Below are 25,397 nucleotides of genomic sequence, written 5' to 3' on the forward strand. Positions count from 1 at the left end.
TTTAATAATCATAAACATGTTCAATTGTAAGCTTGTTCTTTTTCGAATCCTTAATAAAAGGCAATAACTTCTCAACGGGTAAAAGATAAACGTTCCTTTTTAAACTGTCATCCGTCACAATTTTGGACTGATATAATAGTTTCACATCTTTTAAATTTGGTTTGTTTAATGCCTTTTCAATTGTCGAAACCGCAATCTCATCATTTCCTGAAATTTCATAGATTTTCACATCTTGATTCGAAAGTTTCATGATTTCTTTTGTGAAGATTTCCCAGCGTGTAACAGCAATAATCATTTTATCACCATCTTTTTTGATGATTTTAAGGTTCGGATTTTCTTTAATGGTATCAACATTCGAAACAATTAAATAAATAGAATTAGAAGGCGTTTCGTAACTTGATTTTGCGCCCCATTCAATAATCTTTGAATAAAAAGCTTTAAATGAAAATTCTAATGTAAAAATCATAGTTCTTTCCCATTTTCGAAGTACGCTGTAATCTGACTTTTCAGAAGCCGTCCAAACTTTTTTAATCCAAGGCATAAATTTAAATTCATACCATGCGGTTTGATAGATAAAATCGCTGTACGCGCACTGTGCTTCAATAATTGTTTTTTCAGCCTCGGAATTTTTTTCTTCTGAAAATAGAGCAAACAATCTTCCAACCGTATTTTCATAAATGATTTTCAGGCCATATTCCATTGTCATGCTTACGCCAATGACTTGCAACATCGTTTTATATTCACTATTTTCAGGATAAGCTTTTGATGTCAGTTTTATCGAACGATCATACAATTTCCAATATTCATCAATAGATTTGTAAAAAGGAAAATCAGACGGGTTTTTACCACTTTTCAGATAATCCGCATATTCTTTTGGATTGTAAACCAAATACCATTCTGGAACCGTCAGAACCGTTTGTTCTTCTGCTCTGAAGTATTCTTTTATTTTCTTTTTTTGATGCGCTAAATTGTTTTCAGTGTACGGATTATACTTGTCCAATAACTTATTTGTAAAGCGCTGGTCTGGATCTAATTTATTTTTTAAGGCGAAATATTTAGCACTATTTGGATATCCTTTTTGAAACTGTTCAACAGTCGCGTGAGGCTGATAGGGAAGGTACCAGGTTCCGTTTTCGCTTAAAATAGCGTCCGTCATTTCAAGTGTCCATTTTTTGACATGCTCTTTTGCTTCGGGATTGGTTCCTTGTTTGTAATAAATTACGAAAGCAAAAACCTCTCTTCTTGCCCACGAAAGATAACTTTCATGATCTGGCAAAGCATGTCTCAGCGAAACATTAATAACATTGACTTTATTATTTTGAAAAATGGCACTCATTTTCGGAATAAATGATTTTATATTTTCCACGGGAATAAAGTATTCTTGCAATACATACGTTGACTTTTCGCGTGAAGAAGGTTCTAATTCCTTCACATCATAACTCGCTTCTTTATTGCGCCATCGAACCGTTTTCGGAATAAAATACAAAGGATCAATCGCGTATTCACGAATCCATTTCCCCGAATTTCCCCAGGAAACCACTCCGGATAAATTCGATTCCAGCCAATAATTTTCATTTTCATCAATTAAGCGGTCGGTATCTGTTAAGGGTTTTGTAGTTTTCTCCCATGAAATACTCATTATTTTATCGTATTTCGGAGGATATAAATTCCCATTCTGAAAAACTACTTTGTCATTATTTCTAATGTTTTTATCAAAATAAGCTTTGTAATCTTTAATAGGCATGACCAGGTGGAATCTTTCTACTTTTTCATTATCAACCAATTGCAAAGTAGCTTCGGCGATAACGCCAATTCCTCCATAACCCCCAATTGTAGCATAAAAAATCTCCTGATTTACTTTTCGGTTCGCAATGATAACAGCACCATTTGCAGTAATTATTTTCAATTCTAAAACCGACGAAATAATCGGACCATAACCGACATATCTTCCGTGGCAATTTACCGAAATCGCACCACCAACCGTAAAATTAGAATACGTCTGCATGATTTTGATAGATAAATTCAAAGGGTCAATTACGGTCTGAATATCTCTCCATCGAATTCCGGCTTGTACCGTAATCTGCTTTTTAGAAGTATCAATACCGACGATTTTATTGAAAGAATGCATATCGATATGTAAACTGTTTTCGAACGCCGTTTGTCCGCCCATACTGTATTTTCCTCCGCCAATCGAAATGGGTCCGGTGGTATTTTTTATGGCGTAAACAATCTCGGTTACCGTTTTAGGTTTGATAATTTGATTGACCTGAACCGGGTTGATTTGTGTAATATCATTCAGCGTTTTATTATCAATCGTCGTATCGAATTTTGAATCTCCGGAGAATTGTATTAATAAGAAAATGTATAAAACGAATAAAAGGAAACCGTAAAACGGAATTGCCCTGCGCTTTTTTCTATTGATAAACCGAATCGCTTTTTTGATTCCGGCGCAAATGAATTGTATAATTTTGAATAACCAGGCGAATAACAATAGAATAAAACGGTAGATTTTTTTCATAAACAGGCAGAGAAAGAGATTAGATTTTGGTAAAAAACATTAAAGCATTTTTGGTAGGATCGCCTTTTTGATACAATGTTTTTTTATTGAATTTAAATCCGATGTTTTCAACAAAAGCACAAATAAAGTCTAAAGAATAAAAGTTTCGAACCTCTTTGGCGTTGTATTCCCAGGTTTCGTTTACGCCCAAATTAAAGACATCGTGCGCCAATGCCACTAATACTTTTTGATCTTCGGTATCGCAATTATGATCTCTTAAAATCAATTTTCCGCCCACGCGCATCGTATCTCTAATCGAAGAAATATATTGCGTTCGCAACTCTAAAGGACAATGATGAAAACCGATATAAACAGTAACCAAATCAACACTATTGTGCGGAACATGATCTCCAAATTTGGTTTCGTAATTGGTAAAGGGAATGTATGCTGCGCCAACGGCAATTTGCCCGCGCTCGACCATTTCAGTAAAAGAATATTTTGGTTTTCGGCCATCAGCATAATATCTTTTTCCTTTGATGGAAATACTTTCTTCCAGATAATCCAGATATCGGCCCGAAGAACCAATTTCTAAATAACCATTATAAAAAGTGCCTTCTCCCAACAAAGCAACCGTTTCTGCCGACATTTCATTTTTTTGATGCATCAAAGCAGGAAGCTGATAACGAACGCTTGATAACATAGGCGTAATGTCGTCTAACTGCGATTGTGTCGCCGTATAAATCTCTTTATCAGTGCTTTTTGAAATCGTATTGTCATAAATTAATTTATGGAATTCGGCCTCGGGATATAAATTAAACACGTTTTTCAAAAACAAAGAGAACTGATTTTTAAGTTTAGAATTCGTATAAATGTATTTGAAATTACTTCTAAGAATTGAAGTAGATTCAAGCAATTTATTAGGAAACAATTGTACCGATGTGACAAAAAGTAATGTTGTTTTAACGAAGTCCCTTCTTTTCATAGTTGGTTTTTGATGAATCTAGCCTTTAACAACATAGTTATTTGAAATTATTAAAAGTGACTGGTTTCTATACTATGCAATATAAAAAATCTGTAAATCTATACTTTTAGTCACTTTCAAAAGTAAGACCATACCAAATGATATTTACAGATAATACTTTATGGAAATATTATTTGATTTCTTTGTTTAATATTTTTTTGACATTGCTTTTCAAATATGCAATATCATCATCATCACTTTTAATTTTTTCAAAATAACTTTTGTAAATCTCAAATTCTGGATCTTTTAGCAGAAATAATTCTCTAGTGAAATTTATTATTGCTAAATTATAATAGTACTGGTTTTTTAATTTTTTAGCATTATCGATTGAAGCTTTATATAATTCCTTACCATTTTCAATCTCTTTTTTTCTTAAATAATACAATCCTAGAGTTGCCTGAATTGTTATTTTTTCCTCATTATTAAGATCTGATAAAACATTTTTATTAATAAGATCTAGATATTTAGGGACTTGATCAATTTGATTGCTTAAACACAGAGAATATATAATATTATTTAAAAAGCTAACTTCAAAATTATTTAGTCTTAGTCCCGCTAAGCACATAATTATTGAAGCATTGTAGTCTTCTAAAATTGAAGCGATATATGATCCAAAAACTAACGGTCTTTTTGAATAGGGAAAATCTAAGTACCAATTTATACAATTATAAAAAGCTTCGTGAAAATTTCCTTTTTCGAAATTTTCATATGCAAAAGCTTCAAATGGATTTTTAACTTGTTTAAAAAAATCAGAATTAAAAAGTAATCTATTGTCTTTTTTACTTAGCCATTCAAATTGGGCTAAACTATTATCGTTGGGACTTTTCAGAGATAAGTCCAGTAAAGGCTTTGATTTTTTAAAAGAGCCATGTTCTAATTCTAGAGTTGCCAGCGAGCTAGATAGTTCTGTTAGATCAAAATCCGAAAATCGTTTTGATGTAATAATCTTTTCTCCTAATTTAATAAAGGGCGAATATCTATCAATTAATTTAGAAGTAGCGATATGAGCAGAAATTAACCAAGGATCTTCTTTTGTTGCCTCAGATTTTTTTAAATAATAGATTGCTTTTTCTTCTTGGTATGTGTGAATAAAAAAACGTACTGCAGATCTTAGAACAAATCTATTATTTGGAGATAAGTTTAATGCAATTAATACACATTTATTAGCCTTTTCAATTTGATTCTTAATAGTATATAACCTAGCTAGTTCAATCCAATTTATAGAATTAAACATTTGATTTTTTGTTAAATTTTTAGTTTTGCTAATTATTTTATTGAACAAGCTATCATTTATTAGTGAATTAAATTCATTAATACTGTCTATGTTTTTTTCTAATATTTTATTTGAATCTTCACTTTTTGGATTTATTTCCGACTTTATTTTATTGATCAATGAAAGTAAAGATAATGAAGCATCATTACGATTTAATTCAACAAATTTTATTGCTTCATCTAGTTCGTTTGAAAATAAATCATTTGAAATGAAAGAATTATTTATTAAATCTGCGGCAACTCCTATGTTTTTAGAATTATTCCAATCTAATTTTATTTTTGAGTTATCAATTTCTAATGATTTTATATCATAATGTAAGCCTAATTCTCCGAGTTTAGTTGTTCTTTTGAAGTCTCTCCAGTTGGGAACTAATAATCGATTTTTTAATTCATAAATATTAGTCATTTCCGTATAATTTTAATTCGGTTCTTCTCTTAATTAAATCTAATTTTGCTATTGCTCGACGGAAATTAAATTGATTACCAATTTCTTTGATGCTTTTTTTATGCCCTCGTTTTTCTGGAATTGGATAGCAGCAATATTCAATGATTTCTATTAGATCTTTCGAAAAATGATTATTTCCTAATGAGATTTTAATTTCTTCTAAAGATTTATAATATGCATCTAATAAATAATCGTTTACTTGTTCAAAATTGCCTTTAAATACTGTCCATCTAAATCTAATATCTAAATGGTTAAATAATAAAGCGGTCATGTTTATTCCTAAAAAATAATATGTTATCAAGCTTCCAAATAAATACATGTCTGTAGATTTTACTCTTTGATTCCAATCTTGTTGTACATACCCATATAAAAATTCAGGCGGGGAATAATTAATTTGTCCTGTAAAAGATGTACCATCATCATGCGGTGCTTTTAGTGAGGAACATAGCGATCTCCCTAAATCTCCGATTTTTGAAAGTGTGGAATCATTGTAAAGTAATACATTTGAGGGTTTTAGGTCCTGATGGCTGATTTCGACGTTATGTAATTGGTTTAAACCTACGGCAATGTCATGTAGAGATTTTATTTTCCACGCTAAATTAATATTATTAGTAAATTTGATATTAGATCTAACATCACCTTCTGCAATTTCAAATATTAAATAAGGTACGTTGGGAATAGCAAAGCCATCAATGTATTCTTCGCCTTCATCAATTATCATTGATACTTTTGTGAGTCTATTATCTCTACATTTCAAAAGTAAATTTTTTTCAAACTCAAAAGCATTAGTTTGTTCTTGCAAAATTTTAACGATACTTTGTCCAGGAAACATTTGAAAAAATGCATTGAAATTTAAAGCTTTTAAAAATGCACTTTCAGTACCATTATTTACGATATAACAAACACTAAAAAATCCACCAGTGGAGCCATCAGCAGGATCTATCTTTTCAATAACCTTCCAATTATTTTTTAACTTTTTTCCTAATAAGGCATGTGCAGCTATATCACTTTGACTCATAATTGTAGTTTGGATTTAACTATATATTTTAATGTTAAAAGATAATATTTTTATTAAATATAACTTTATAAAATATAGAATTGTTTAGATCAAACTTAGCAAATTTACTTACAAAAAACTAATTCTGATTGTAAAATAAAAAGCCACAAATTACAACAGGATAAATCCTTATAATCTGTGGCTTAGAATTTTATAAAAGAGATAATAATTACCCCAAAAACGCCTTCAATTCCTCATAAGTCTTAATCTTCACACTCACTTTATCCTCATTCATAACACTTTCAATTTGTTCTGGAATCGGAAGTGTAATGCCTAAAGCAGGTTCAACAACATCTAAGAATTTAATAGGATGTGCGGTTTCTAAGAAAACCCCAATCGCGTTTTCGTGTTTTTGTAATTCTTTTTTCAAACCTAAATAACCCACAGCGCCGTGTGGTTCTGCGATGTAACCGTCGGTATTGTAAATTTGTTTTAGAGCTGTAAGCGTTTCTTCATCTGTATAACTGTACGATGAGAAATCTTTTTCGAAAGCTTTTAAATCGTTGTTGTACAATTCCTGAATTCTAATAAAGTTACTTGGGTTTCCAACGTCCATAGCGTTCGAAATTGTTACTTTAGAAGGTTTTGGATCGTATTTTCCGTTTTCTAAGAATCTTGGTACGGTATCGTTTACGTTGGTAGACGCTACAAAATGTTCAATTGGCAAACCTAATTTCTTTGCCATAATTCCGGCGCAGATATTTCCGAAATTTCCGCTTGGACAAGAGAAAATCAACGGTTTGTTTTGGCTTTTCAACGCTTTGTAAGCAAAGAAGAAATAGAACATTTGTGGCAACCAGCGCGCAATATTAATAGAATTCGCCGAAGTCAGGTTTTTATGCGCTAAAGTTTCATCTAAAAACGCTTTTTTAACCATATCCTGGCAATCATCAAAAACGCCATCTACTTCAAGTGCTTTAATGTTTTTACCTAAAGTCGTCAATTGTTTTTCCTGAATGTCGCTCACTTTTCCTGACGGATATAAAATCACAACATCAACACCGTCAACACCCAAAAATCCGCTCGCAACCGCACCGCCAGTATCTCCGGAAGTCGCTACTAAAACGGTATTTTTACTGTCTTTTTTGTCTTTATTAAAATACGCCAGACAACGTGACATAAATCGCGCTCCAACGTCTTTAAAAGCCATTGTAGGGCCGTGAAATAATTCTAATGAATAAATTCCGTTTTCAACTTCCACAACCGGAAAATCAAAAGATAAAGTATCTTTAATGATTTCTCTTAAATTCTCCTCCGGAATGTCATCGCCCACAAATTGCTGTATCACATCAAAAGCAATATCGTTATGGCTTAAATTCTCGATTACATTAAAAAACGCAGGATTTAATGGCGTTATGATTTGCGGAAAATACAATCCTTTATCACTCGCTAATCCTTGTATTACAGCTTCTTTGAATGAAACTTCTGGTGCATTATGGTTTAAACTATAGTATTTCATTGTTTAATTTTAGATTTTAGATTTTGGATTTTAGAAGAGAGAGAATAGAGTATAGAGTAAAGAGAATAGACTTTTCTGTACAATCAAATTCCAATTTTTAAAAATTCCAAATTCCAAATATTTATATTAGTTAAGTCTGTTTTGTCATTCCGAGGAACGAGGAATCCCCGCAAGTAGCTCCGCAGGCTAAATCGCCAATCTTTGTCGAGTTTCTCGCGGGGATTCCTCGTTCCTCGGAATGACAAACTTTGTGTGTTATACTTTGTGTGCTACAGTTTATGTTTTATACTTTGCGGGACTTCGACTCCGCTCAGTCTGACAAACTATATCTTAATACTTAATTCTTTTTACTTAATACCTTATAATATCCTAACCCCATCAGGATTAATCTTTGAAACGTGAATTTCATATGGCAGATTCATCTTTTCATAAACGTCGCTCATCGCTTTGGCTATCTGATCGGCGGTGTTTTTTCCTCTGCTTAAAGCAAAAATCGACGGACCAGAACCTGAAATTCCGGAACCTAAAGCACCGTTTTCAAGAGCCGTTTGTTTGATTAAATCAAATCCCGGAATCAAAACGCTTCTTAACGGTTCAACGATTTCGTCATGAAGTGATCTTCCAATCAAATCGTAATCTTTGGTGTATAAACCGGCGATTAATCCGCCCACATTTCCCCATTGCATAATCGCACTTTTCAGGGAAACGTTTTGTTTCAATACCGAACGCGCATCTGATGTTTTCAACTCAATTTGAGGATGAACTACTGTCGCGTACAATTCTTCCGGACTATCAATTCGGATAATATCAAGCGGAGCATAACTTCTTACCAACGTAAATCCGCCTAAAAGGGCAGGGGCAACATTGTCTGCATGCGCGTTTCCGCTGGCTAATTTCTCGCCCTGCATCGCAAACTGCACCAAATCTTTACGCGAATAAGGTCTTCCTAATAATTCATTTATCCCGAAAACTGCTCCGGCAGAACTTGCAGCACTGCTTCCAATTCCGCTTCCGGCTTTGATATTTTTGTAGATTTCGATTTCGAAACCAAAATCTAGTTGGTCTAAAGTTTCCAGCATCGCCAAAGCCGCAACACCCGAAACATTTTTCTCTGTTTCCAAAGGCAAATCGGCACCGACAATTTTAGTAATGCGAACGCCTTTTTGATCGACTTTTCGAACAATCATTTCATCGCCCGCATTGTCTAAGCAAAGTCCAAGTACGTCAAATCCGCATGAGAGGTTTGCGATAGTTGCTGGGCAAAAGAGTTTAATCTGTGTCATTTGTTATAGGTTCTGAGTTGCTAAGGTTCTAAGATTCTAAGGTTTTCCTTGCAACTGTTTATTTTTTTAGCTTCTAAGAAACTAAGTTTCTAAGATTAAGGAAAAAACCTCAGAACCTTAGCAACTTAGCCCCTTAGAACCTTTATACATTCCCAATTCGAATTACATCCGCAAAAATTCCTGATGCTGTAACCGCAGCTCCGGCTCCGGCGCCTTTGATTAATAAAGGCTGATCTACGTAACGATCTGTGTAGAACAATACAATATTGTCTTTTCCTTCTAAATTGTAAAAAGGATGATCTTTTGGAATGAATTGCAGGCCAACGCTTGCTTTTCCGTTTTCGAATTGCGCTACATATTTCAATCTTGAATCTTTTGCCAATGCTTCTTCATAGATTTTCTCAAAATGAGGAGCATGTTTGATTAACGATGCAAAAAAGTCTTCGTTGTTTGTTGTTGCCAAACATTCGGCAGGCAGGAATGATTCGTTTGCGATGGCGTCAATATCCATTTCGTAACCGCTTTCGCGAATAAGAATCAGGATTTTACGAGCCACATCAACACCGCTTAAGTCAATTTTTGGATCTGGTTCTGTAAATCCTTGTACTCCGGCTTCTTTAACCACATCGTGGAAAGAATTGTTTTTATCGAAATTATTGAAAATGAAGTTCAGACTTCCAGATAAAACCGCCTGAATTTTATGCACTTTATCGCCAGAAGCAATAAGGTTTTTCACGGTATCAATAATTGGCAATCCTGCACCAACATTCGTTTCAAATAAAAACGGAGCGTTGTATTGGCGAGATAAACTTTTTAGTTTTTTATAGTTGTCGTAAGCAGATGAACAAGCAATTTTATTACAAGTTACAACGGCAATACTTTCTTTTAAGAACTTTTCATACATTTCAGAAACGCTCGAATTTGCTGTAATATCAACAAAAATGCTATTACGTAAATTCAGTTCTTTTGCACGTGCAATAAATTCTGTTGGAATTGCTGCTTCTCCTTTTTCTAAAGTCGACTGCCAGTCTTTTAATGAAATTCCGTCTTCGTCAAAAAGCATTTTTCTTGAGTTTGACAAAGCAATTACGCGAACGTTGATCTTTAAATTATCTTTTAAGAATTTCCTTTGAGTATGAATTTGCTCGATGAATTTTTCACCCACATTTCCAACTCCCATTACAAATAAATTCAGCTGTTTTGTGTTTTCTTCGAAGAAATTCTCATGCAAAGTATTCAACGCTTTTTTAACGTCTCTTTCGTTAATTACAGTTGAAATATTTCTTTCAGAAGCACCTTGCGCAATCGCACGAATGTTTACGTTGTTTTTTCCTAAAGTGCTGAACATCCTTCCGCTTAAACCTTGGTGATTTTTCATGTTTTCACCAACCAAAGCAATAATGCAAAGGTCTTTTTCTACATAACAAGGATCGATTTTGTTTTGTGCAATTTCGATTTCAAAAGCTCTGTTGATCGCAGCTTCAGCATTATCAGCATCCGAATTTAAAATTCCGATACAAATGGAATGCTCAGAAGAAGCCTGAGTGATAAAAATAACGTTGATTTTTTCCTGAGACAATACTTCGAACAAACGTCTTGACGAACCTGTAACGCCAATCATTCCAGGGCCTTCAAGAGTTAAAAGCGAAATATTATCGATATGGCTGATTCCTTTTACAACAGTATCTTTTGATACAACAGTGTCAGAAATTAAAGTTCCTACAGCTTCTGGTTCAAAAGTGTTTTTGATTAAAATCGGAATGTTTTTTCTTAAAACGGGCTGAATTGTTGGCGGATACAACACTTTGGCACCAAAATGAGACAATTCCATCGCTTCCTGATACGAAATGTTTGCAATTGGCTGTGCTTGTTTTACAATTTTTGGGTTTGCAGTAAACATTCCGTTTACGTCAGTCCATATTTCAAGCTGTTCAGCGTCGACTGCTCCGGCAATAATCGCTGCAGTATAGTCAGATCCACCGCGTCCTAAAGTCGAAGTGATTCCGTCTAAAGTCTGTGCGATAAAACCTGGCAGAATATTGATTTTCGATTCATTCGAAGCAAAATATTCCTGAATTAATTGATTCGAAACTTCGAAATTCACAACCGCTTTTCCGAAATCGGCATTTGTTTTAATTAATTCACGACTGTCTTTATAAACTGCATTTTTTTCAGTTTGCTGAAGCGCCTGTGCGATGATAAATGAAGAGAGCAATTCTCCAAAACTTAAAATAGTATCGGCAGTTCTTGGAGATAATTCGCCAAGCAAGAAACAGCCGTCTAATAAAGTTTCTAAATGATTAATGATTCGTTTTACGTGGCTCAATAAACTGCTTTGCTCGCTTACCGGAATCAATTCTTTTAGCGTGTCAAGGTGTTTTTTCTCGATTTCAGCAACAACTTCTCTAAAGCTTTCATCATTTGCAGCCGCTTTTGCAGCCGCAGATTGAAGCAAATCGGTCACTTTGCTAAGTGCAGAAACGACAACAACGAGTTGGTCATTTTTAGCTTTTTGATTAATAATTTCGAGAACGAGTTTTATATTTTGAGCATTGGCAACCGAAGTTCCGCCAAATTTTAATACTTTCATTTTTGTGATATTTTTTAATAAGGTGCAAAGGTTGTGAGTAATAAAGGTTCAAAGGCTATCAAATGTGAACTGAAACTGAAAACTGCAACTATTTTTTTTCTTTTGTAAATGTTTTTTATGTATCCAATAACCTTCTTCTTTCAAGAAAAAAGTATAGATAACCTGGATTATATGTAAAAATGTATACCCCTAAGGGGTAGTAGTTGTTGTAGTAGAAATAATCGTAGCAGCATTTGCAACTCTAGTTTGAGTTGTCATTGTAGATTGATATTTTGTGCTGTTACTTTTCATTATTTGATTTTTCAAAAGTACAGCTTTTAAGCAGCATTAAAAATTCTTATCGCCTTTTTGCGAATATTTTAATAATTCAAATCTCAAAAAATCAATATTGAGTAATTGTTAAAATTTGACAAGCTAAATTGAAGTTTTGATATATTTAAGATTAGTTTTTTTGAGAATATAGCGTGTATAATGAATTGGCTTTTAACGAAAAACTTAGCAAATGGTGATGATTTTAGTAAAATTTAGGATTGTTAAATAAATAAAAGAGCAGAATTTCTTTGATGCTAATTTTAATTATTGTGATAAAATGTTGCTTTTTAATATTGATTTGTTGAATTTTGACGTCTTAAATTTAAAATAATCATGAGAGAGATTCATTATATAAGTACTGAAACCATAACTTTAGAAACATTACAAGAGATTTTAGTTAATGATAAAACGCTTGAATTATCTGAAGAAGCAAAAGTGAATGTTCAGAAATGCCGTGATTATCTAGACAAAAAAATGTCGACGCATTCTGCGCCTATTTATGGAATAAATACTGGTTTTGGATCACTTTACAGTGTGAAAATCTCAAATGAAAACCTTTCTAAACTTCAGGAAAACTTAGTAAAATCGCATGCCTGCGGAACAGGAGAGGAAGTTCCTGCCGAAATTGTAAAGATGATGCTTTTGCTGAAAATTCAATCGTTGAGCTACGGGCATTCTGGAGTGCAGTTAATTACACTACAGCGTTTGGTTGATTTTTATAATAATGATATTCTTCCTGTTATTTATACTCAGGGTTCGCTAGGCGCTTCTGGTGATTTGGCACCTTTGGCACATTTATCTTTGCCTTTATTAGGAGAAGGAGAAGTGTTTTTTGAAGGAAAAAAAGTAGCTTCAGCCGAAGTTCTAAAACATTTTAACTGGGAACCGATCGTTTTGCAGTCAAAAGAAGGTTTGGCTTTATTAAACGGAACTCAGTTTATGAGTGCTTACGGCGCTCATATTTTAATTAAAGGTTATAAATTATCTTATTTAGCCGATTTAATCGGAACAATTTCGCTTGAAGGTTTTGATGGAAGAATCGAACCTTTTAATGAATTGATACATTATATACGTCCGCATAAAGGACAAATTGTAACCGCACAGCGAATTGCAGAATTCTTGGACGGAAGTGAAATTATCACCCAAGAAAAGAAACACGTTCAAGATCCTTATTCTTTCCGTTGCATGCCACAAGTTCATGGCGCTTCAAAAGACGCGATCGATTACGTTCGAAAAGTATTTAAAACCGAGATTAATTCGGTTACAGATAATCCAAACATATTTGTTGAAGCTGATCAGATTATTTCGGGAGGAAATTTCCACGGACAGCCATTGGCTTTAGCTTTAGATTTTATGGCAATTGCTTTGGCGGAATTGGGAAGTATTTCTGAAAGAAGAACCTATCAGTTAATTTCAGGATTGCGAAATCTTCCTGCATTTTTAGTTGATAACCCAGGATTGAACTCAGGATTTATGATTCCGCAATATACAGCAGCAAGTATCGCAAGTCAGAATAAACAGCTGGCAACTCCGTCAAGTATTGACAGTATTGTTTCGAGCAATGGTCAAGAAGATCACGTAAGTATGGGGGCAAATGGAGCAACGAAAGCTTTGCGTGTTTTGGATAATTTAGAGCGTATTTTAGCAATTGAATTGATGAATGCTTCACAGGCAATTGCGTATAGAGAGCCTTTGAAATCAAGTGATTTTATCGAAATGTTTTTAAGCAGTTATCGTGAAGTTGTGCCTTTGGTTAAAGAAGACAGAATCTTGCATTATGATATCGAGAAGACCATATCGTTCTTAGATAGTTTTCAAATTGAAAACGATTTGTTAACAATGGCTTAACATTATAGAATATTATTGAAGTAATTTTGCACTATCAAAAATATAAAAATGTCAATAAACAGTATTTTCCAATTTTTAGTGCCGAAAGACAAGAAATTCTTTCCACTTTTTGAAGAGGCTTCAAGCAATTTAATTGAATTAGCATCTAACTTACACGAAGCTGTAAACTTACCATTAAAAGAAAGAGAAGTTCTTTTTCAGAAAATTGATGAATTAGAGCAAAAAGGAGAAGACATTACGCGTCAAACTAACTTGGAATTGAGCAGAAACTTTATTACTCCATTTGATAGAGAAGATATTCATACCTTAATTACTTCAATTGATAACGTTGCAGATTACCTTCACGGTGCTGCGAGCCGTATGAGATTATATCAAGTTGACAAGATTACAAAATCTATCAGAAAAATGACAGAAATCAACCTTGAAGCTTGTCAAAATATTGATAGTGCTGTTAAGGAATTGAGCAACTTGAAAAACATGAAAGTTATTAAAGATTCATGTGCCAGAATCAACAAACTGGAAAACAAATCGGATAACGTATATAACAAAGCAGTTTTTGAAATTTTTGAAAACGAAACAGACGCTAAAAATATCATTAAGTATAAAGAAGTGTTATCTGTTTTAGAATCAGCAACAGATAAATGTAAGAGTGTTGCGAATATACTAGAATCTATTTCTGTAAAACATTCTTAATTCAATTTTTCATTCTGAAGTTATAATTTTATGACGCTACTTATATTAATTATAGTATTAGCCTTAATTTTTGATTACATCAATGGTTTTCATGATGCGGCAAATGCTATAGCGACAGTTGTTGCAACAAAGGTTTTAACGCCTTTTCAGGCGGTTCTTTGGGCAGCATTTTTTAACTTTTTAGCTTATTGGGTTTTCGGATTTGGTGTTGCAGATACTGTTGCTAAAACAGCGCACACAATGGAAATTAACCTGGTAGTAATACTTGCCGGAGTCATTGCGGCAATCTGCTGGAACTTATTGACTTGGTGGCTTGGAATTCCTTCAAGTTCTTCGCACACACTTATTGGAGGTTTTGCTGGAGCAGCCGTTGCGCACGCTATAGCAGTTCATGGTTTTTCTGGGTATGTTGGTGAAGACGGAGCTACACATTATTGGTACGAAATCGTAAGCTGGTACAAAGCCGGAAAAGATGGTGGGATGCCTTCAGGAGTTCTTATTATTATTGCTTTTATTGTCTTAGCGCCACTCTTAGGAGCGTTAGCTTCCTATTTAATTTCGATTTGGCTGTTAAATGCTTCTCGTAAAATCATAGGTCCTAAAATATTCACGATTGCTTTAATGATTGCAACGGTTTGGGTTGTTAGTAATCTAATGGTTCCTTACGCTGCTATTGAAAAACCTCGTTTTGAATCTCATTTTTGGAGTGTAGCTTTTGATCCGCATAATATTAAATGGTGTTTAGTAGGTTTTATTATCCTAACAGTTAGTGCTTTTTGTTTAATATTTAGTAGTTTAAATCTACATCAGGCTGATGCAGCTTTGAAAAAAATGCAATTGCTATCTTCTGCAGCATTTAGTTTAGGACACGGAGGAAATGATTCTCAAAAAGTAATGGGTATTATTGCTGCTGCTGTAGCGGTTTATATTAATACAAATCCGGGAGTTCATATGGCATCATGGTTAGATGTTGTTTTGCCAAATGATGACTTAGGAATAAAAGGAGTAATGCCAGGCTGGATTCCGTTAGCATGTTATTCTGCTATTGCAGCTGGAACTTTAAGTGGTGGTTGGAAAATTGTGAAAACAATGGGTTCGAAAATCACAAAAGTAACTTCATTTGAAGGAGTTGCTGCAGAAACTGCTGGAGCTTTGACACTTTATTTTACAGAGCACTTAAAAATTCCGGTAAGTACAACACATACTATTACAGGATCTATCATCGGAGTTGGATTAACAAAACGTGTATCTGCTGTTCGTTGGGGAGTTACTGTAAGTTTGATTTGGGCATGGATCCTTACTATTCCAATATCAGCTATATTAGCAGGTTTGGTTTATTTTGTATTGAGCGTATTTATTTCGTAAAACGATTATTATGAAATGTAAGATGTAAATTGCATTTTATCTAAATAGTAAAGCCGATTTCAATTTGAAATCGGCTTTTGTTTTTTTGAAGTTCTATTTAGAAATTCTGTATATTCTTGCGGTTATGTTTTCGTTTGTAATGCGTTTGTTTCAGTTTTTTTTCGTCTTCAGAAATGATGCTAATTGTTCCATCAATCTCAAGCATCGCCAATTTTACATTTTTAAAGAATTCTATTCCGTGTTCTCTCATTGCTTCCTTTAATTCTTCATCAGAAATATCAAGTTTGCTTAAAGCTTTGAAGTCTAATTTTCCATCATGAATTAAGATTTCAGGTTTATCTAATAATAAATCACCAAGAACTTTATATCTGCGAGTCAGTTTTTTTATTATAAAGTTGATTGCAAACAAAACCAACGCCGCAACCAATCCGCCTAAAAGACTGGTGTCTGGACCAACCATTGCATTTTGAACGGAATTGCTGATTAGTAAAATCAAAATAATATCGGCAGTATTTAATTGCGAAAGTTCTTTTTTGCCGAAAATGCGGAGTGCTATGGTCATGAAAAAATAGACAGCTACACTTCTTATTATGATATCTAAATAGGGGAATTGTGTCATTTTTTATTCTTTTATTTTATTAAAGTTAAATAAAAAAGCTTTGCCAAAGTTTTAAACTTCGACAAAGCTGCTAAATTATATATGTGATATTAAGTTTAAATGAACTTAACTAAGCTTGAAATTCTTTTCGATAGCTTTAATCATTTCTCCGGCAACATCTTTATTCGTTGCGCCTTCAATTCCTTCGAGACCTGGAGAAGAGTTTACTTCAAGCAATAATGGCCCTTTAGAAGAACGAATAATATCAACACCTGCTACTTTTAAGTCCATGGCTTTTGCGGCTTTAATGGCGATTTTTTTCTCTTCAGCAGTTACTTTTATTACAGATGCAGTTCCGCCCAGATGAATATTGGCTCTAAACTCACCCGGCATAGCTTCACGCTGAATAGCAGCAACCACCTTTCCGTCGATTACAAAGCAGCGAATATCTTTACCATTGGCTTCTTTAATAAATTCTTGAACTAATATATTGGCATTTAAGCTTTTAAAAGCATTGATAACACTTTCTGCTGCTTTTTTGGTTTCGGCTAAAACAACGCCTTTTCCTTGTGTTCCTTCCAACAACTTTACAATTAGAGGTGAACCTCCAACCATCTTAATTAAGTTGTCTGTATCAAGCGGAGAATTGGCAAAACCGGTTGTTGGAATATCAATTCCGCTATTCAATAGCAATTGTAATGAATATAATTTATCGCGCGATTGTGTTATTGCTGTCGCCGAATTTAAAACGAAAACCTTTAAAGCTTCAAATTGACGAGTTAAAGCGCAACCGTAAAAAGTGATACTCGGTCTAATTCTCGGAATAATTGCATCAAATTGGTTTAGTATTTTTCCGCCTCTGTAATGAATTTCAGGAGTTTTGGCATCCAGTTTCATATAACATTCTTTGATGTTCAAAAAATGCATTTCATGACCGCGCATTTCGCCGGCTTCCATTATTCTTTTATTGCTGTACAATTCAGGATTACTTGCTAAAAGTCCAATTCGTAAACCAGAGCTTGCTTTTTCTGAGTTTTGATATAATTCTTTAAGAGATTCAGGTGTAGGTTGTCCCAATAGATATTTTTCTTCAGGATCTACAAGTACGCGTCCGCTCATGGCTTCACGGCCTAAAAGCATTCTGAAACCCATTGAATCACGATTGGTCAAAGTCATTTCTATCGGCCATTTTGAATCCCCAATTTTAATGCTTGTCTGAATTACATAACGATGTTCTCTAAAGCCACTTGAGCTTTTTACAATTCTTTTATCAACCAGCGGCGCTTCGCAATGAATGATAGTTTTAATATTATTCTGAATTGGATTAATGTCGAATTTTACCCAATTGGCATCATTTTTTATAAAAGGAGCTATGTTGATAGCGTGCATTGCCGAAGTTTTGGCACCAGAATCGACACGAGCTTTAATCGTTGGAATTCCTAGTTCTGGAAATGAGCACCATTCTTCGCTGCCTAAAATGACTTTGTGTTGAAGCATACGTTAATTTTTATTATAGAATTTAAATTCAAAAGTAGCTATTTGCTTTTACTAAAGATAGTAAATTATCTAAAAAAAACACCCGTTATGTTATGAAAACGTAACGGGTGTATTATTTTTGTTATAAATTTTAAGTAATTTATTGATTTGTCGGTTCTTCAGCTTTATGAATTTCAACTGAGAGTTCTTGTGAGTCATCTTTTAAATCCATCATGATTTCGTCACCAGAATGTATTTTTGAAGTAATGATTTCTTCAGCTAACAAATCTTCAACATATTTCTGAATTGCTCTTTTCAATGGTCGTGCTCCAAATTGTCTGTCAAAACCTTTTTCAGCAATAAATGCTTTTGCTTTGTCTGTTAAGCTCAATTTGTAACCTAATTCAGCAATACGAGAATATAGTTTTTTAAGCTCGATTTCGATAATCAAATCAATATCAGCTTTTTCTAAAGCATTAAATACAATTACATCATCAATTCTGTTTAAGAATTCAGGAGCAAAAGTTTTCTTCAAAGCATTTTCGATAATGCTTTTTGAGTTTTCATCGGCTTGAGCCACTTTTGCAGCAGTTCCGAATCCAACACCTTGTCCGAAATCCTTCAATTGGCGAGCACCAACGTTAGATGTCATGATAATGATAGTGTTTTTAAAGTCAATTTTACGACCCAAACTATCAGTTAAATATCCATCATCTAGCACTTGAAGCATCATATTGAACACATCTGGATGCGCTTTTTCGATCTCATCTAGTAACACAACGCAATATGGTTTTCTACGGACTTTTTCTGTTAATTGACCACCTTCTTCGTATCCTACGTATCCCGGAGGCGCTCCAACTAAACGAGAGATTGCAAATTTTTCCATGTATTCGCTCATGTCGATACGAACTAATGCATCTTCAGAATCGAATAATTCTTTTGCTAATACTTTTGCTAGCTGTGTTTTACCAACTCCAGTTTGACCTAAGAAAATAAACGAACCAATAGGTTTGTTAGGATCTTTAAGTCCGGCTCTGTTACGTTGAATAGAACGTGCAATTTTAATAACGGCTTCATTTTGACCAATTACTTTATTCTGAATCAATTCAGGTAATTTAGCCAGTTTATTGCTTTCTGTCTGTGCAATTCTGTTAACGGGAATTCCAGTCATCATCGAAACAACATCGGCTACATTATCTTCTGTAACTTCAATTCTGTTGTTTTTAGAATCTTCTTCCCATTGTTCTTGTGCAACAGCAAGATCTTTTTCGATACGTTTTTCATCGTCGCGAAGTTTGGCAGCCTCTTCATACTTTTGTTTTTTGACTACCATGTTTTTGTTTTCGCGAACTTCTTCCAACTGACGCTCTAAATCAAGAATTTGTTTAGGAACATCAATATTAGTAATATGAACACGTGATCCCGCTTCGTCCATTGCATCGATTGCTTTGTCTGGTAAGAAACGTTCAGACATATATCTGTTTGTTAATTTTACACAAGCTTCGATTGCTTCTTGAGTATAAGTAACATTGTGGTGATCTTCGTATTTGTCTTTTACGTTGTTCAAAATAGCAATAGTTTCTTCAACAGAAGTTGGTTCAACAATTACTTTTTGGAAACGTCTTTCTAACGCACCATCTTTCTCTATATATTGTCTGTACTCATCAAGAGTTGTAGCACCAATACATTGGATTTCGCCTCTTGCTAATGCAGGTTTGAACATGTTTGAAGCATCAAGCGAACCAGTTGCTCCTCCAGCACCTACAATAGTGTGAATTTCATCAATAAAAAGAATAATGTCATCATTTTTTTCAAGCTCGTTCATTACGGCTTTCATTCTTTCCTCAAATTGTCCTCTGTATTTTGTTCCGGCAACTAAGCTGGCTAAATCTAGAGTTACAACACGCTTGTTAAAAAGAATACGAGATACTTTCTTCTGGATAATTCGCAAAGCCAGTCCTTCTGCAATAGCAGACTTACCAACTCCAGGCTCTCCAATAAGAAGCGGGTTGTTCTTTTTTCTACGGCTTAAAATTTGAGAAACGCGTTCAATTTCTTTTTCGCGTCCTACGACAGGATCCAGCTTTCCTTCTTCGGCCATTTCTGTTAAATCTCTCCCAAAATTATCTAACACCGGAGTCTTAGATTTTTTGTTTGACTTATTGGCGGGATTATTAAAGCTGCTTTCTTTAAGACTGTCATCTTGTCCTGAATCGTCATTGTATGACTCATTTCTTGGCAAGTTTTCTAAAAATTCTTCTTCGTTTGGCGTCATGTTTAGATATTGTTCTTTAGCTATGTCATAATCTATTTTTAGCTTATTCAATAGCTTGGTTGTTGGATCGTTTTCGTTTCGTAAGATGCACAAAAGCAGGTGAGCCGTGCTAATCGATGAGCTCTGAAATACTTTAGCTTCAAGAAAGGTTGTCTTAAGGGCTCTTTCGGCCTGGCGTGTAAGATGAAGGTTTTTCTTTTCGGTGTTTATCTCAATGCTGTGATTGGCTGGACTAAGTATTTCTACTTTCCTGCGTAAATGATCTAAATCAACTGCTAGGTTATTAAGTATATGAATAGCTTTTCCGTTACCATCTCTTAAAATGCCTAGCATCAGATGTTCAGTACCAATAAAGTCGTGCCCTAAACGTAGTGCTTCTTCCTTACTGTATGTAATAACATCTTTTACTCTTGGTGAAAAATTATCATCCATAATATATAATTCGATATGTAAATTTAATTATTTACTGGTTGAAAAACAAAAATCATACCTATTGAGATCTGCTGTCAGCTAATTGACAAAAAAAATAACAATAAAAGAGTTAAAAAACGCTTAATTTATTAACCAAAACTGAAAATAAAGTTGTTAATAAATCATTGAAATAAGTGTAAGGAAATAGCTGAAAAAATTTCAAAAAAACGTATCTTGGCACGCTTTGAAACTAATATAATTATTTAAACATAACAACTTATGTCTGAAGGAGAAAAGTTAATTCCTATTAACATTGAGGATGAAATGAAATCAGCTTACATCGATTATTCGATGTCAGTAATTGTATCGAGAGCACTTCCGGATGTTAGAGATGGCTTAAAACCAGTGCACCGAAGAGTTCTTTACGGAATGTATGATTTAGGTGTAACTTCAAGATCTGCCCACAAAAAGTCTGCAAGAATCGTAGGAGAGGTTCTGGGTAAGTATCACCCACACGGAGATACTTCTGTTTATGATGCGATGGTTCGTATGGCTCAGGAATGGAGTATGCGTTATTTATTAGTTGATGGTCAGGGTAACTTTGGTTCTGTTGATGGTGACAGTCCTGCTGCAATGCGTTATACTGAGGCTAGAATGCGTAAGATATCTGAAGATATTATGGCAGATATCGAAAAAGAAACAGTTGATTTTCAACTAAACTTTGACGATACTTTATACGAGCCAAAAGTAATGCCGACAAGAGTTCCTACTTTATTAGTGAACGGAGCAACCGGTATTGCGGTTGGTATGGCCACAAATATGCCTCCACACAATTTAACTGAAGTTATCAATGGTACATTAGCTTACCTTGATAATAACGATATTGAAATAGACGAATTAATTACGCATGTTAAAGCTCCGGATTTTCCGACTGGAGGTGTAATATATGGATACGAAGGCGTTCGTGAAGCTTTCAAAACGGGTAGAGGTCGTATTGTAATGCGTGCTAAAGTTGGTTTTGAAGAAGTTGACGGAAGAGAATGTATCATTGTTACTGAAATTCCATACCAAGTTAATAAAGCCGAAATGATCAAGCGTACGGCTGATCTAGTTAACGAGAAAAAAATTGAAGGTATTGCCAATATCCGTGATGAATCGGATAGAAATGGTATGCGTATCGTTTATATCTTAAAACGTGATGCAACGCCAAACGTAGTTTTAAATACCTTATATAAATATACTTCATTACAATCTTCTTTCAGTGTAAATAATATTGCATTGGTAAAAGGCCGCCCACAAATGTTGAATCTAAAAGATATGATTCATTACTTTATTGAGCACCGCCATGATGTAGTTGTGAGAAGAACGCAGTTTGAATTGCGTAAAGCGGAAGAAAGAGCCCATATTTTAGAAGGTTTAATTATTGCTTCTGACAATATCGACGAAGTAATTGCGTTAATCAGAGGGTCTAAAAACACAGATGAGGCAAGAGAGAAATTAATTGAAAGATTTAAATTGTCTGATATTCAGGCTCGTGCAATTGTTGAAATGCGTCTACGTCAGTTAACTGGACTGGAGCAGGATAAATTAAGAGCGGAGTTTGAAGAATTAATGAAGTTAATTGAGCATTTGAAAGCTTTATTAGCAGATGTTAATTTAAGAACTGATTTAATTAAAGAGGAATTAATTGAAATTCGCGATAAATATGGCGATGCTCGTCGTTCTCAAATTGAATATTCTGGTGGAGATGTAAGTATCGAAGATTTAATTGCTGACGAAAATGTAGTTATTACAATTTCACATGCAGGTTATATCAAACGTACCAACTTGACAGAATACAAAACTCAGAATAGAGGAGGAGTTGGGCAAAAAAGTGCTGGAACAAGAGATCAGGATTTCCTTGAGCATATGTTCGTTGCAACCAACCACCAATATATGATGTTCTTTACGCAAAAGGGAAAATGTTTCTGGATGCGTGTTTATGAAATTCCAGAAGGAAGCAAAACAGCAAAAGGAAGAGCAATTCAAAACTTGGTGAATATTGAAAGTGATGATAAAGTAAAAGCTTTCATTTGTACACAAGATTTAAAAGACAAAGATTATATCAATACACATAATCTTGTAATGGTTACCAAACAAGGTCAGGTTAAGAAAACTTCTTTAGAGAAATATTCTAAACCTCGTGTAAATGGTGTAGCGGCAATTACTATTAAAGAAGGTGATGAGTTGCTGGGAGCGCAATTAACTGATGGAGAAAGCCAAATCATTCTGGCTGTTAAATCTGGTAAGTTAGTTCGTTTTGAAGAGACTAAAACGCGTCCGATGGGAAGAACAGCTTCTGGAGTTCGCGGAATTACCTTAAAAGATGATACTGATGAAGTAATTGGTATGGTAACTGTTGGTAAAAATGATGTTAACGATTCTCAAATTTTGGTTGTAACTGAAAACGGTTACGGTAAACGTACAAAATTAGTTGACGAAGACGGAGAAGATGTTTACAGAATTACAAACCGTGGTGGTAAAGGTGTTAAAACTCTTAATATCACAGAAAAGACAGGTAAGTTAATTTCAATTAGCGCTGTAACAGATGCTGATGATTTAATGATTATCAATAAATCAGGATTGACAATCAGAATGGCAATTGAGGATTTACGTGTTATGGGACGTGCTACTCAAGGTGTTAGATTGATCAATTTAAAAGGAAAAGATTCTATCGCAGCAGTTACCAAAGTAATGAAAGATGATGCTGAGGAAGTTATTGTTGATGAGGATGGAAATGTTGTTGAGTCTGCTATCGAAAGAGTTAAGCCAGATCTTGACGAGGTTCTTGAAGATGACGGAACAGCAGATGATGACGATGATGACGCTGATGATGTAGTTGAGGACGAAGAAGAGGAATCTGATGAGGAGGAATCTGAAGAATAATAAAAAAAAGAAAAATTAAAATTAAATACACAAATTGAACATTATGAAAAGTAAATATGTTATACTTGCTTCAGCATTATTGATTTCGGCAGCAACTTTTGCTCAGAAAGATCAAATCAAAAGTGCTGAAAAAGCCCTAAAAAGTGGAGATGCACAAGGAGCAATTGCAATATTAAAAGATGCTGAAAATTTAGTAACAAATGCTAAAGATGTAGAACAAGCTCAATACTATTTTGTAAAAGGAAATGCTTACTTAGATTTAGCTAATAAAAAAGTAGAAGAAAGCAAAAACTTGACTGCAGCTGCTGAAAGCTACAAAACATTAATTGGTGTTGAAAAAACATCTGGAAAACAGAAGTATTCAACTCAAGCAGCGGCTTCAATAACTGAGATTAAAGGAAAATTAATTAATTCAGCTATTGCTGATTCTCAGGCGAACAAAAATACAGAAAGCGCTAAGAAATTGTATGATGCTTATTTATTAGATAAAAACGATACAATTAATTTATACTATGCAGCTTCTACAGCTGTAAATGCACAAGATTATGATGCTGCATTGCCAATGTACGAAGAATTGAAAAAACTAAACTATTCTGGAAAAGGAACTCTTTATACTGCTGTAAACAAGATTTCTGGAAGCGAAGATGGTTTTAGTAATGCAAAAGACAGAGATTTAGCAGTAAAATTAGGTACTCACGAAAAACCTAAAACTGAAGCGATTCCTTCTAAAAGAGGTGAGATTTATAAAAACTTAGCTTTGATTTTAGTTCAAAAAGGGAAAACTGAAGAAGCTAAAAAAGCAATTGCTGATGCAAGAAAAACAAATCCAGATGATGCTTCTTTGATTCTTACAGAAGCTAATTTATACCTTGAAACTAAAGATTTTGATACTTATAAAAAATTAGTAAACGAAGCTTTAGAAAAAGATCCAAATAATGCTGATTTGATTTTTAATTTAGGAGTTATCAGTGCAGGTGCAAAAAATACTGCAGATGCTGAGAAATACTACGCAAAAGCAATCGAAATTAAACCTGATTACGTAAATGCTTATATTAACCTTGCTGCTTTAAAATTAGAGGCTGAAAAACCAATCATTGACGAGATGAATAAATTAGGTACTTCAGCTAAAGATATGAAGCGTTATGATGTATTGAAAGCGCAAAGAGAAGGTGTTTTTAAAAGCGTTATTCCTTACCTTAAAAAAGCAAACGAATTAGATCCTAAAAACGAGGATGTTACTAAAACATTGTTAGGAGTTTACAATGCGCTTGAAATGACAGCTGAAGCTAAAGCATTAAAAGCTAAAGGATAATAAAAAATCTGAATTAATAATAAAAAACCATTCACCCCGGTGAATGGTTTTTTTTATGGCTTAAAACTTTTGATTAACTTTCTAAAGTGGCATTCAGCGTTATTGTAGTGTTTAAAAGCTTAGAAATTGGACAAATTTCCTTTGCTTTTGTGGCTGTGGCGTTAAATTCTTCTGGTGAAATTGAAGGAACTTTTCCTTTTAATTCCAAGTGAATTAAAGTTATAGTTCCGTCTTCAAAAGTTACTGTCGCTTCTGTAGTTAAATCATCAGCAGTGAAACCTGCTTCGTTCAGCAAAAAGCTTAATTGCATTGTAAAACAGCCCGAATGCGCCGCAGCAACAAGCTCTTCTGGATTTGTTCCTACGCCATCAGCAAATCTTGTTTTAAATGATAACTGCGCATTGTCTAAAGTGGTGCTTTGTGTGCTTATTGTTCCTTTTCCTTCCATCCCGGTTCCTTGCCAGTTGGCGTGTGCTTTTCTTGTAAATTTCATTATTTAAGTATTTTGATTAATAAAATATATTTAAAGTGTTGATTATCAATTGTAATCAATCTATC

Annotated in this window: 16 protein-coding genes; 5 read left to right on the plus strand and 11 right to left on the minus strand. The window is 34.1% G+C overall.

The genetic code is table 11. The annotated features are described in order from the left end of the window. Position 1: 1 nt before the first annotated feature. From EV145_RS12995 to thrA, 7 genes are all read right to left on the minus strand, one after another. Positions 2-2,518 carry an FAD-binding oxidoreductase gene (locus tag EV145_RS12995; RefSeq protein ID WP_133525631.1) on the minus strand — a complete coding sequence of 839 codons (2,517 nt, stop codon included), beginning with the start codon at positions 2,516-2,518 and terminating at the stop codon, positions 2-4. A gap of 19 nt (positions 2,519-2,537) precedes the next feature. Continuing rightward, the gene (locus EV145_RS13000; RefSeq protein ID WP_133525632.1) at positions 2,538-3,479 is read right to left on the minus strand and encodes a dehydrogenase; all 942 of its coding nucleotides are present in this window, start codon (positions 3,477-3,479) and stop codon (positions 2,538-2,540) included. A 169-nt stretch (positions 3,480-3,648) separates the two neighbouring features. Then, positions 3,649-5,196 carry a hypothetical protein gene (locus EV145_RS13005; protein ID WP_133525633.1) on the minus strand — a complete coding sequence of 516 codons (1,548 nt, stop codon included), beginning with the start codon at positions 5,194-5,196 and terminating at the stop codon, positions 3,649-3,651. Continuing rightward, entirely contained in the window at positions 5,189-6,253 is a 1,065-nt protein-coding gene (locus EV145_RS13010; protein ID WP_243739261.1) for a protein kinase domain-containing protein, read from the minus strand. The genes EV145_RS13005 and EV145_RS13010 overlap by 8 nt, the downstream gene beginning before the upstream one ends. Positions 6,254-6,461: 208 nt before the next feature. Then, positions 6,462-7,751 (minus strand): threonine synthase, encoded by a 1,290-nt coding sequence (gene thrC, locus EV145_RS13015; RefSeq protein ID WP_133525635.1) that lies wholly within the window; start codon positions 7,749-7,751, stop codon positions 6,462-6,464. A 359-nt stretch (positions 7,752-8,110) separates the two neighbouring features. Next, positions 8,111-9,034, minus strand: coding sequence for a homoserine kinase (locus EV145_RS13020; RefSeq protein WP_133525636.1), 924 nt, complete (start codon positions 9,032-9,034; stop codon positions 8,111-8,113). Positions 9,035-9,176: 142 nt separating this feature from the next. Beyond that, entirely contained in the window at positions 9,177-11,624 is a 2,448-nt protein-coding gene (thrA, locus tag EV145_RS13025; protein ID WP_133525637.1) for a bifunctional aspartate kinase/homoserine dehydrogenase I, read from the minus strand. A 645-nt stretch (positions 11,625-12,269) separates the two neighbouring features. On the opposite strand from thrA, the gene hutH reads away from it, so the two are divergent. Genes hutH through EV145_RS13040 form a run of 3 tightly spaced genes read left to right on the plus strand, consistent with a single transcriptional unit; the run spans position 12,270 to position 15,842 of the window. Further along, on the plus strand, positions 12,270-13,784 hold the full coding sequence (gene hutH, locus EV145_RS13030) for a histidine ammonia-lyase (protein WP_133525638.1): 1,515 nt from the start codon (positions 12,270-12,272) through the stop codon (positions 13,782-13,784). Positions 13,785-13,832: 48 nt separating this feature from the next. Next, positions 13,833-14,477, plus strand: coding sequence for a DUF47 domain-containing protein (locus EV145_RS13035; RefSeq protein WP_035648449.1), 645 nt, complete (start codon positions 13,833-13,835; stop codon positions 14,475-14,477). 30 nt (positions 14,478-14,507) lie between these two features. After that, positions 14,508-15,842 carry an inorganic phosphate transporter gene (locus EV145_RS13040; RefSeq protein ID WP_133525639.1) on the plus strand — a complete coding sequence of 445 codons (1,335 nt, stop codon included), beginning with the start codon at positions 14,508-14,510 and terminating at the stop codon, positions 15,840-15,842. 97 nt (positions 15,843-15,939) lie between these two features. Here the strand turns inward: EV145_RS13040 and EV145_RS13045 are convergent, their stop codons facing one another. The 3 genes from EV145_RS13045 to EV145_RS13055 all read right to left on the minus strand — a co-directional run bounded on the left by EV145_RS13045 (position 15,940) and on the right by EV145_RS13055 (position 20,623). Beyond that, positions 15,940-16,461: a DUF421 domain-containing protein gene (locus tag EV145_RS13045; protein WP_133525640.1), complete on the minus strand. Its 522-nt coding sequence runs from the start codon at positions 16,459-16,461 to the stop codon at positions 15,940-15,942. Positions 16,462-16,566: 105 nt separating this feature from the next. Beyond that, positions 16,567-17,937 (minus strand): 30S ribosomal protein S6--L-glutamate ligase, encoded by a 1,371-nt coding sequence (gene rimK / locus EV145_RS13050; RefSeq protein WP_133525641.1) that lies wholly within the window; start codon positions 17,935-17,937, stop codon positions 16,567-16,569. Between the two features lie 139 nt (positions 17,938-18,076). Beyond that, entirely contained in the window at positions 18,077-20,623 is a 2,547-nt protein-coding gene (locus tag EV145_RS13055) for an ATP-dependent Clp protease ATP-binding subunit (protein ID WP_133525642.1), read from the minus strand. 258 nt (positions 20,624-20,881) lie between these two features. On the opposite strand from EV145_RS13055, the gene gyrA reads away from it, so the two are divergent. Together gyrA and EV145_RS13065 are read left to right on the plus strand one after the other, a co-directional pair. Continuing rightward, positions 20,882-23,527 (plus strand): DNA gyrase subunit A, encoded by a 2,646-nt coding sequence (gene gyrA, locus EV145_RS13060; protein ID WP_133525643.1) that lies wholly within the window; start codon positions 20,882-20,884, stop codon positions 23,525-23,527. Positions 23,528-23,570: 43 nt separating this feature from the next. Beyond that, the gene (locus tag EV145_RS13065; protein ID WP_133525644.1) at positions 23,571-24,839 is read left to right on the plus strand and encodes a tetratricopeptide repeat protein; all 1,269 of its coding nucleotides are present in this window, start codon (positions 23,571-23,573) and stop codon (positions 24,837-24,839) included. A gap of 73 nt (positions 24,840-24,912) precedes the next feature. Here EV145_RS13065 and EV145_RS13070 read toward each other — a convergent pair whose 3' ends face one another. After that, positions 24,913-25,332 (minus strand): OsmC family protein, encoded by a 420-nt coding sequence (locus EV145_RS13070; RefSeq protein ID WP_133525645.1) that lies wholly within the window; start codon positions 25,330-25,332, stop codon positions 24,913-24,915. Positions 25,333-25,397 lie beyond the last annotated feature (65 nt).

The sequence above is a fragment of the Flavobacterium sp. 245 genome (assembly GCF_004362055.1).
In the GTDB taxonomy this organism is placed as follows: Bacteria; Bacteroidota; Bacteroidia; order Flavobacteriales; family Flavobacteriaceae; genus Flavobacterium.

Coding starts and splice junctions, on each gene's coding strand:
- gyrA (WP_133525643.1), top strand. CDS start 20,882: ATGTCTGAAGGAGAAAAGTTAATTCCTATTAACATTGAGGATGAAATG.
- EV145_RS13065 (WP_133525644.1), top strand. CDS start 23,571: ATGAAAAGTAAATATGTTATACTTGCTTCAGCATTATTGATTTCGGCA.
- EV145_RS12995 (WP_133525631.1), bottom strand. CDS start 2,518: ATGAAAAAAATCTACCGTTTTATTCTATTGTTATTCGCCTGGTTATTC.
- EV145_RS13035 (WP_035648449.1), top strand. CDS start 13,833: ATGTCAATAAACAGTATTTTCCAATTTTTAGTGCCGAAAGACAAGAAA.
- EV145_RS13070 (WP_133525645.1), bottom strand. CDS start 25,332: ATGAAATTTACAAGAAAAGCACACGCCAACTGGCAAGGAACCGGGATG.
- EV145_RS13000 (WP_133525632.1), bottom strand. CDS start 3,479: ATGAAAAGAAGGGACTTCGTTAAAACAACATTACTTTTTGTCACATCG.
- EV145_RS13040 (WP_133525639.1), top strand. CDS start 14,508: ATGACGCTACTTATATTAATTATAGTATTAGCCTTAATTTTTGATTAC.
- thrC (WP_133525635.1), bottom strand. CDS start 7,751: ATGAAATACTATAGTTTAAACCATAATGCACCAGAAGTTTCATTCAAA.
- EV145_RS13005 (WP_133525633.1), bottom strand. CDS start 5,196: ATGACTAATATTTATGAATTAAAAAATCGATTATTAGTTCCCAACTGG.
- hutH (WP_133525638.1), top strand. CDS start 12,270: ATGAGAGAGATTCATTATATAAGTACTGAAACCATAACTTTAGAAACA.
- rimK (WP_133525641.1), bottom strand. CDS start 17,937: ATGCTTCAACACAAAGTCATTTTAGGCAGCGAAGAATGGTGCTCATTT.
- EV145_RS13020 (WP_133525636.1), bottom strand. CDS start 9,034: ATGACACAGATTAAACTCTTTTGCCCAGCAACTATCGCAAACCTCTCA.
- EV145_RS13010 (WP_243739261.1), bottom strand. CDS start 6,253: ATGAGTCAAAGTGATATAGCTGCACATGCCTTATTAGGAAAAAAGTTA.
- EV145_RS13055 (WP_133525642.1), bottom strand. CDS start 20,623: ATGGATGATAATTTTTCACCAAGAGTAAAAGATGTTATTACATACAGT.
- EV145_RS13045 (WP_133525640.1), bottom strand. CDS start 16,461: ATGACACAATTCCCCTATTTAGATATCATAATAAGAAGTGTAGCTGTC.
- thrA (WP_133525637.1), bottom strand. CDS start 11,624: ATGAAAGTATTAAAATTTGGCGGAACTTCGGTTGCCAATGCTCAAAAT.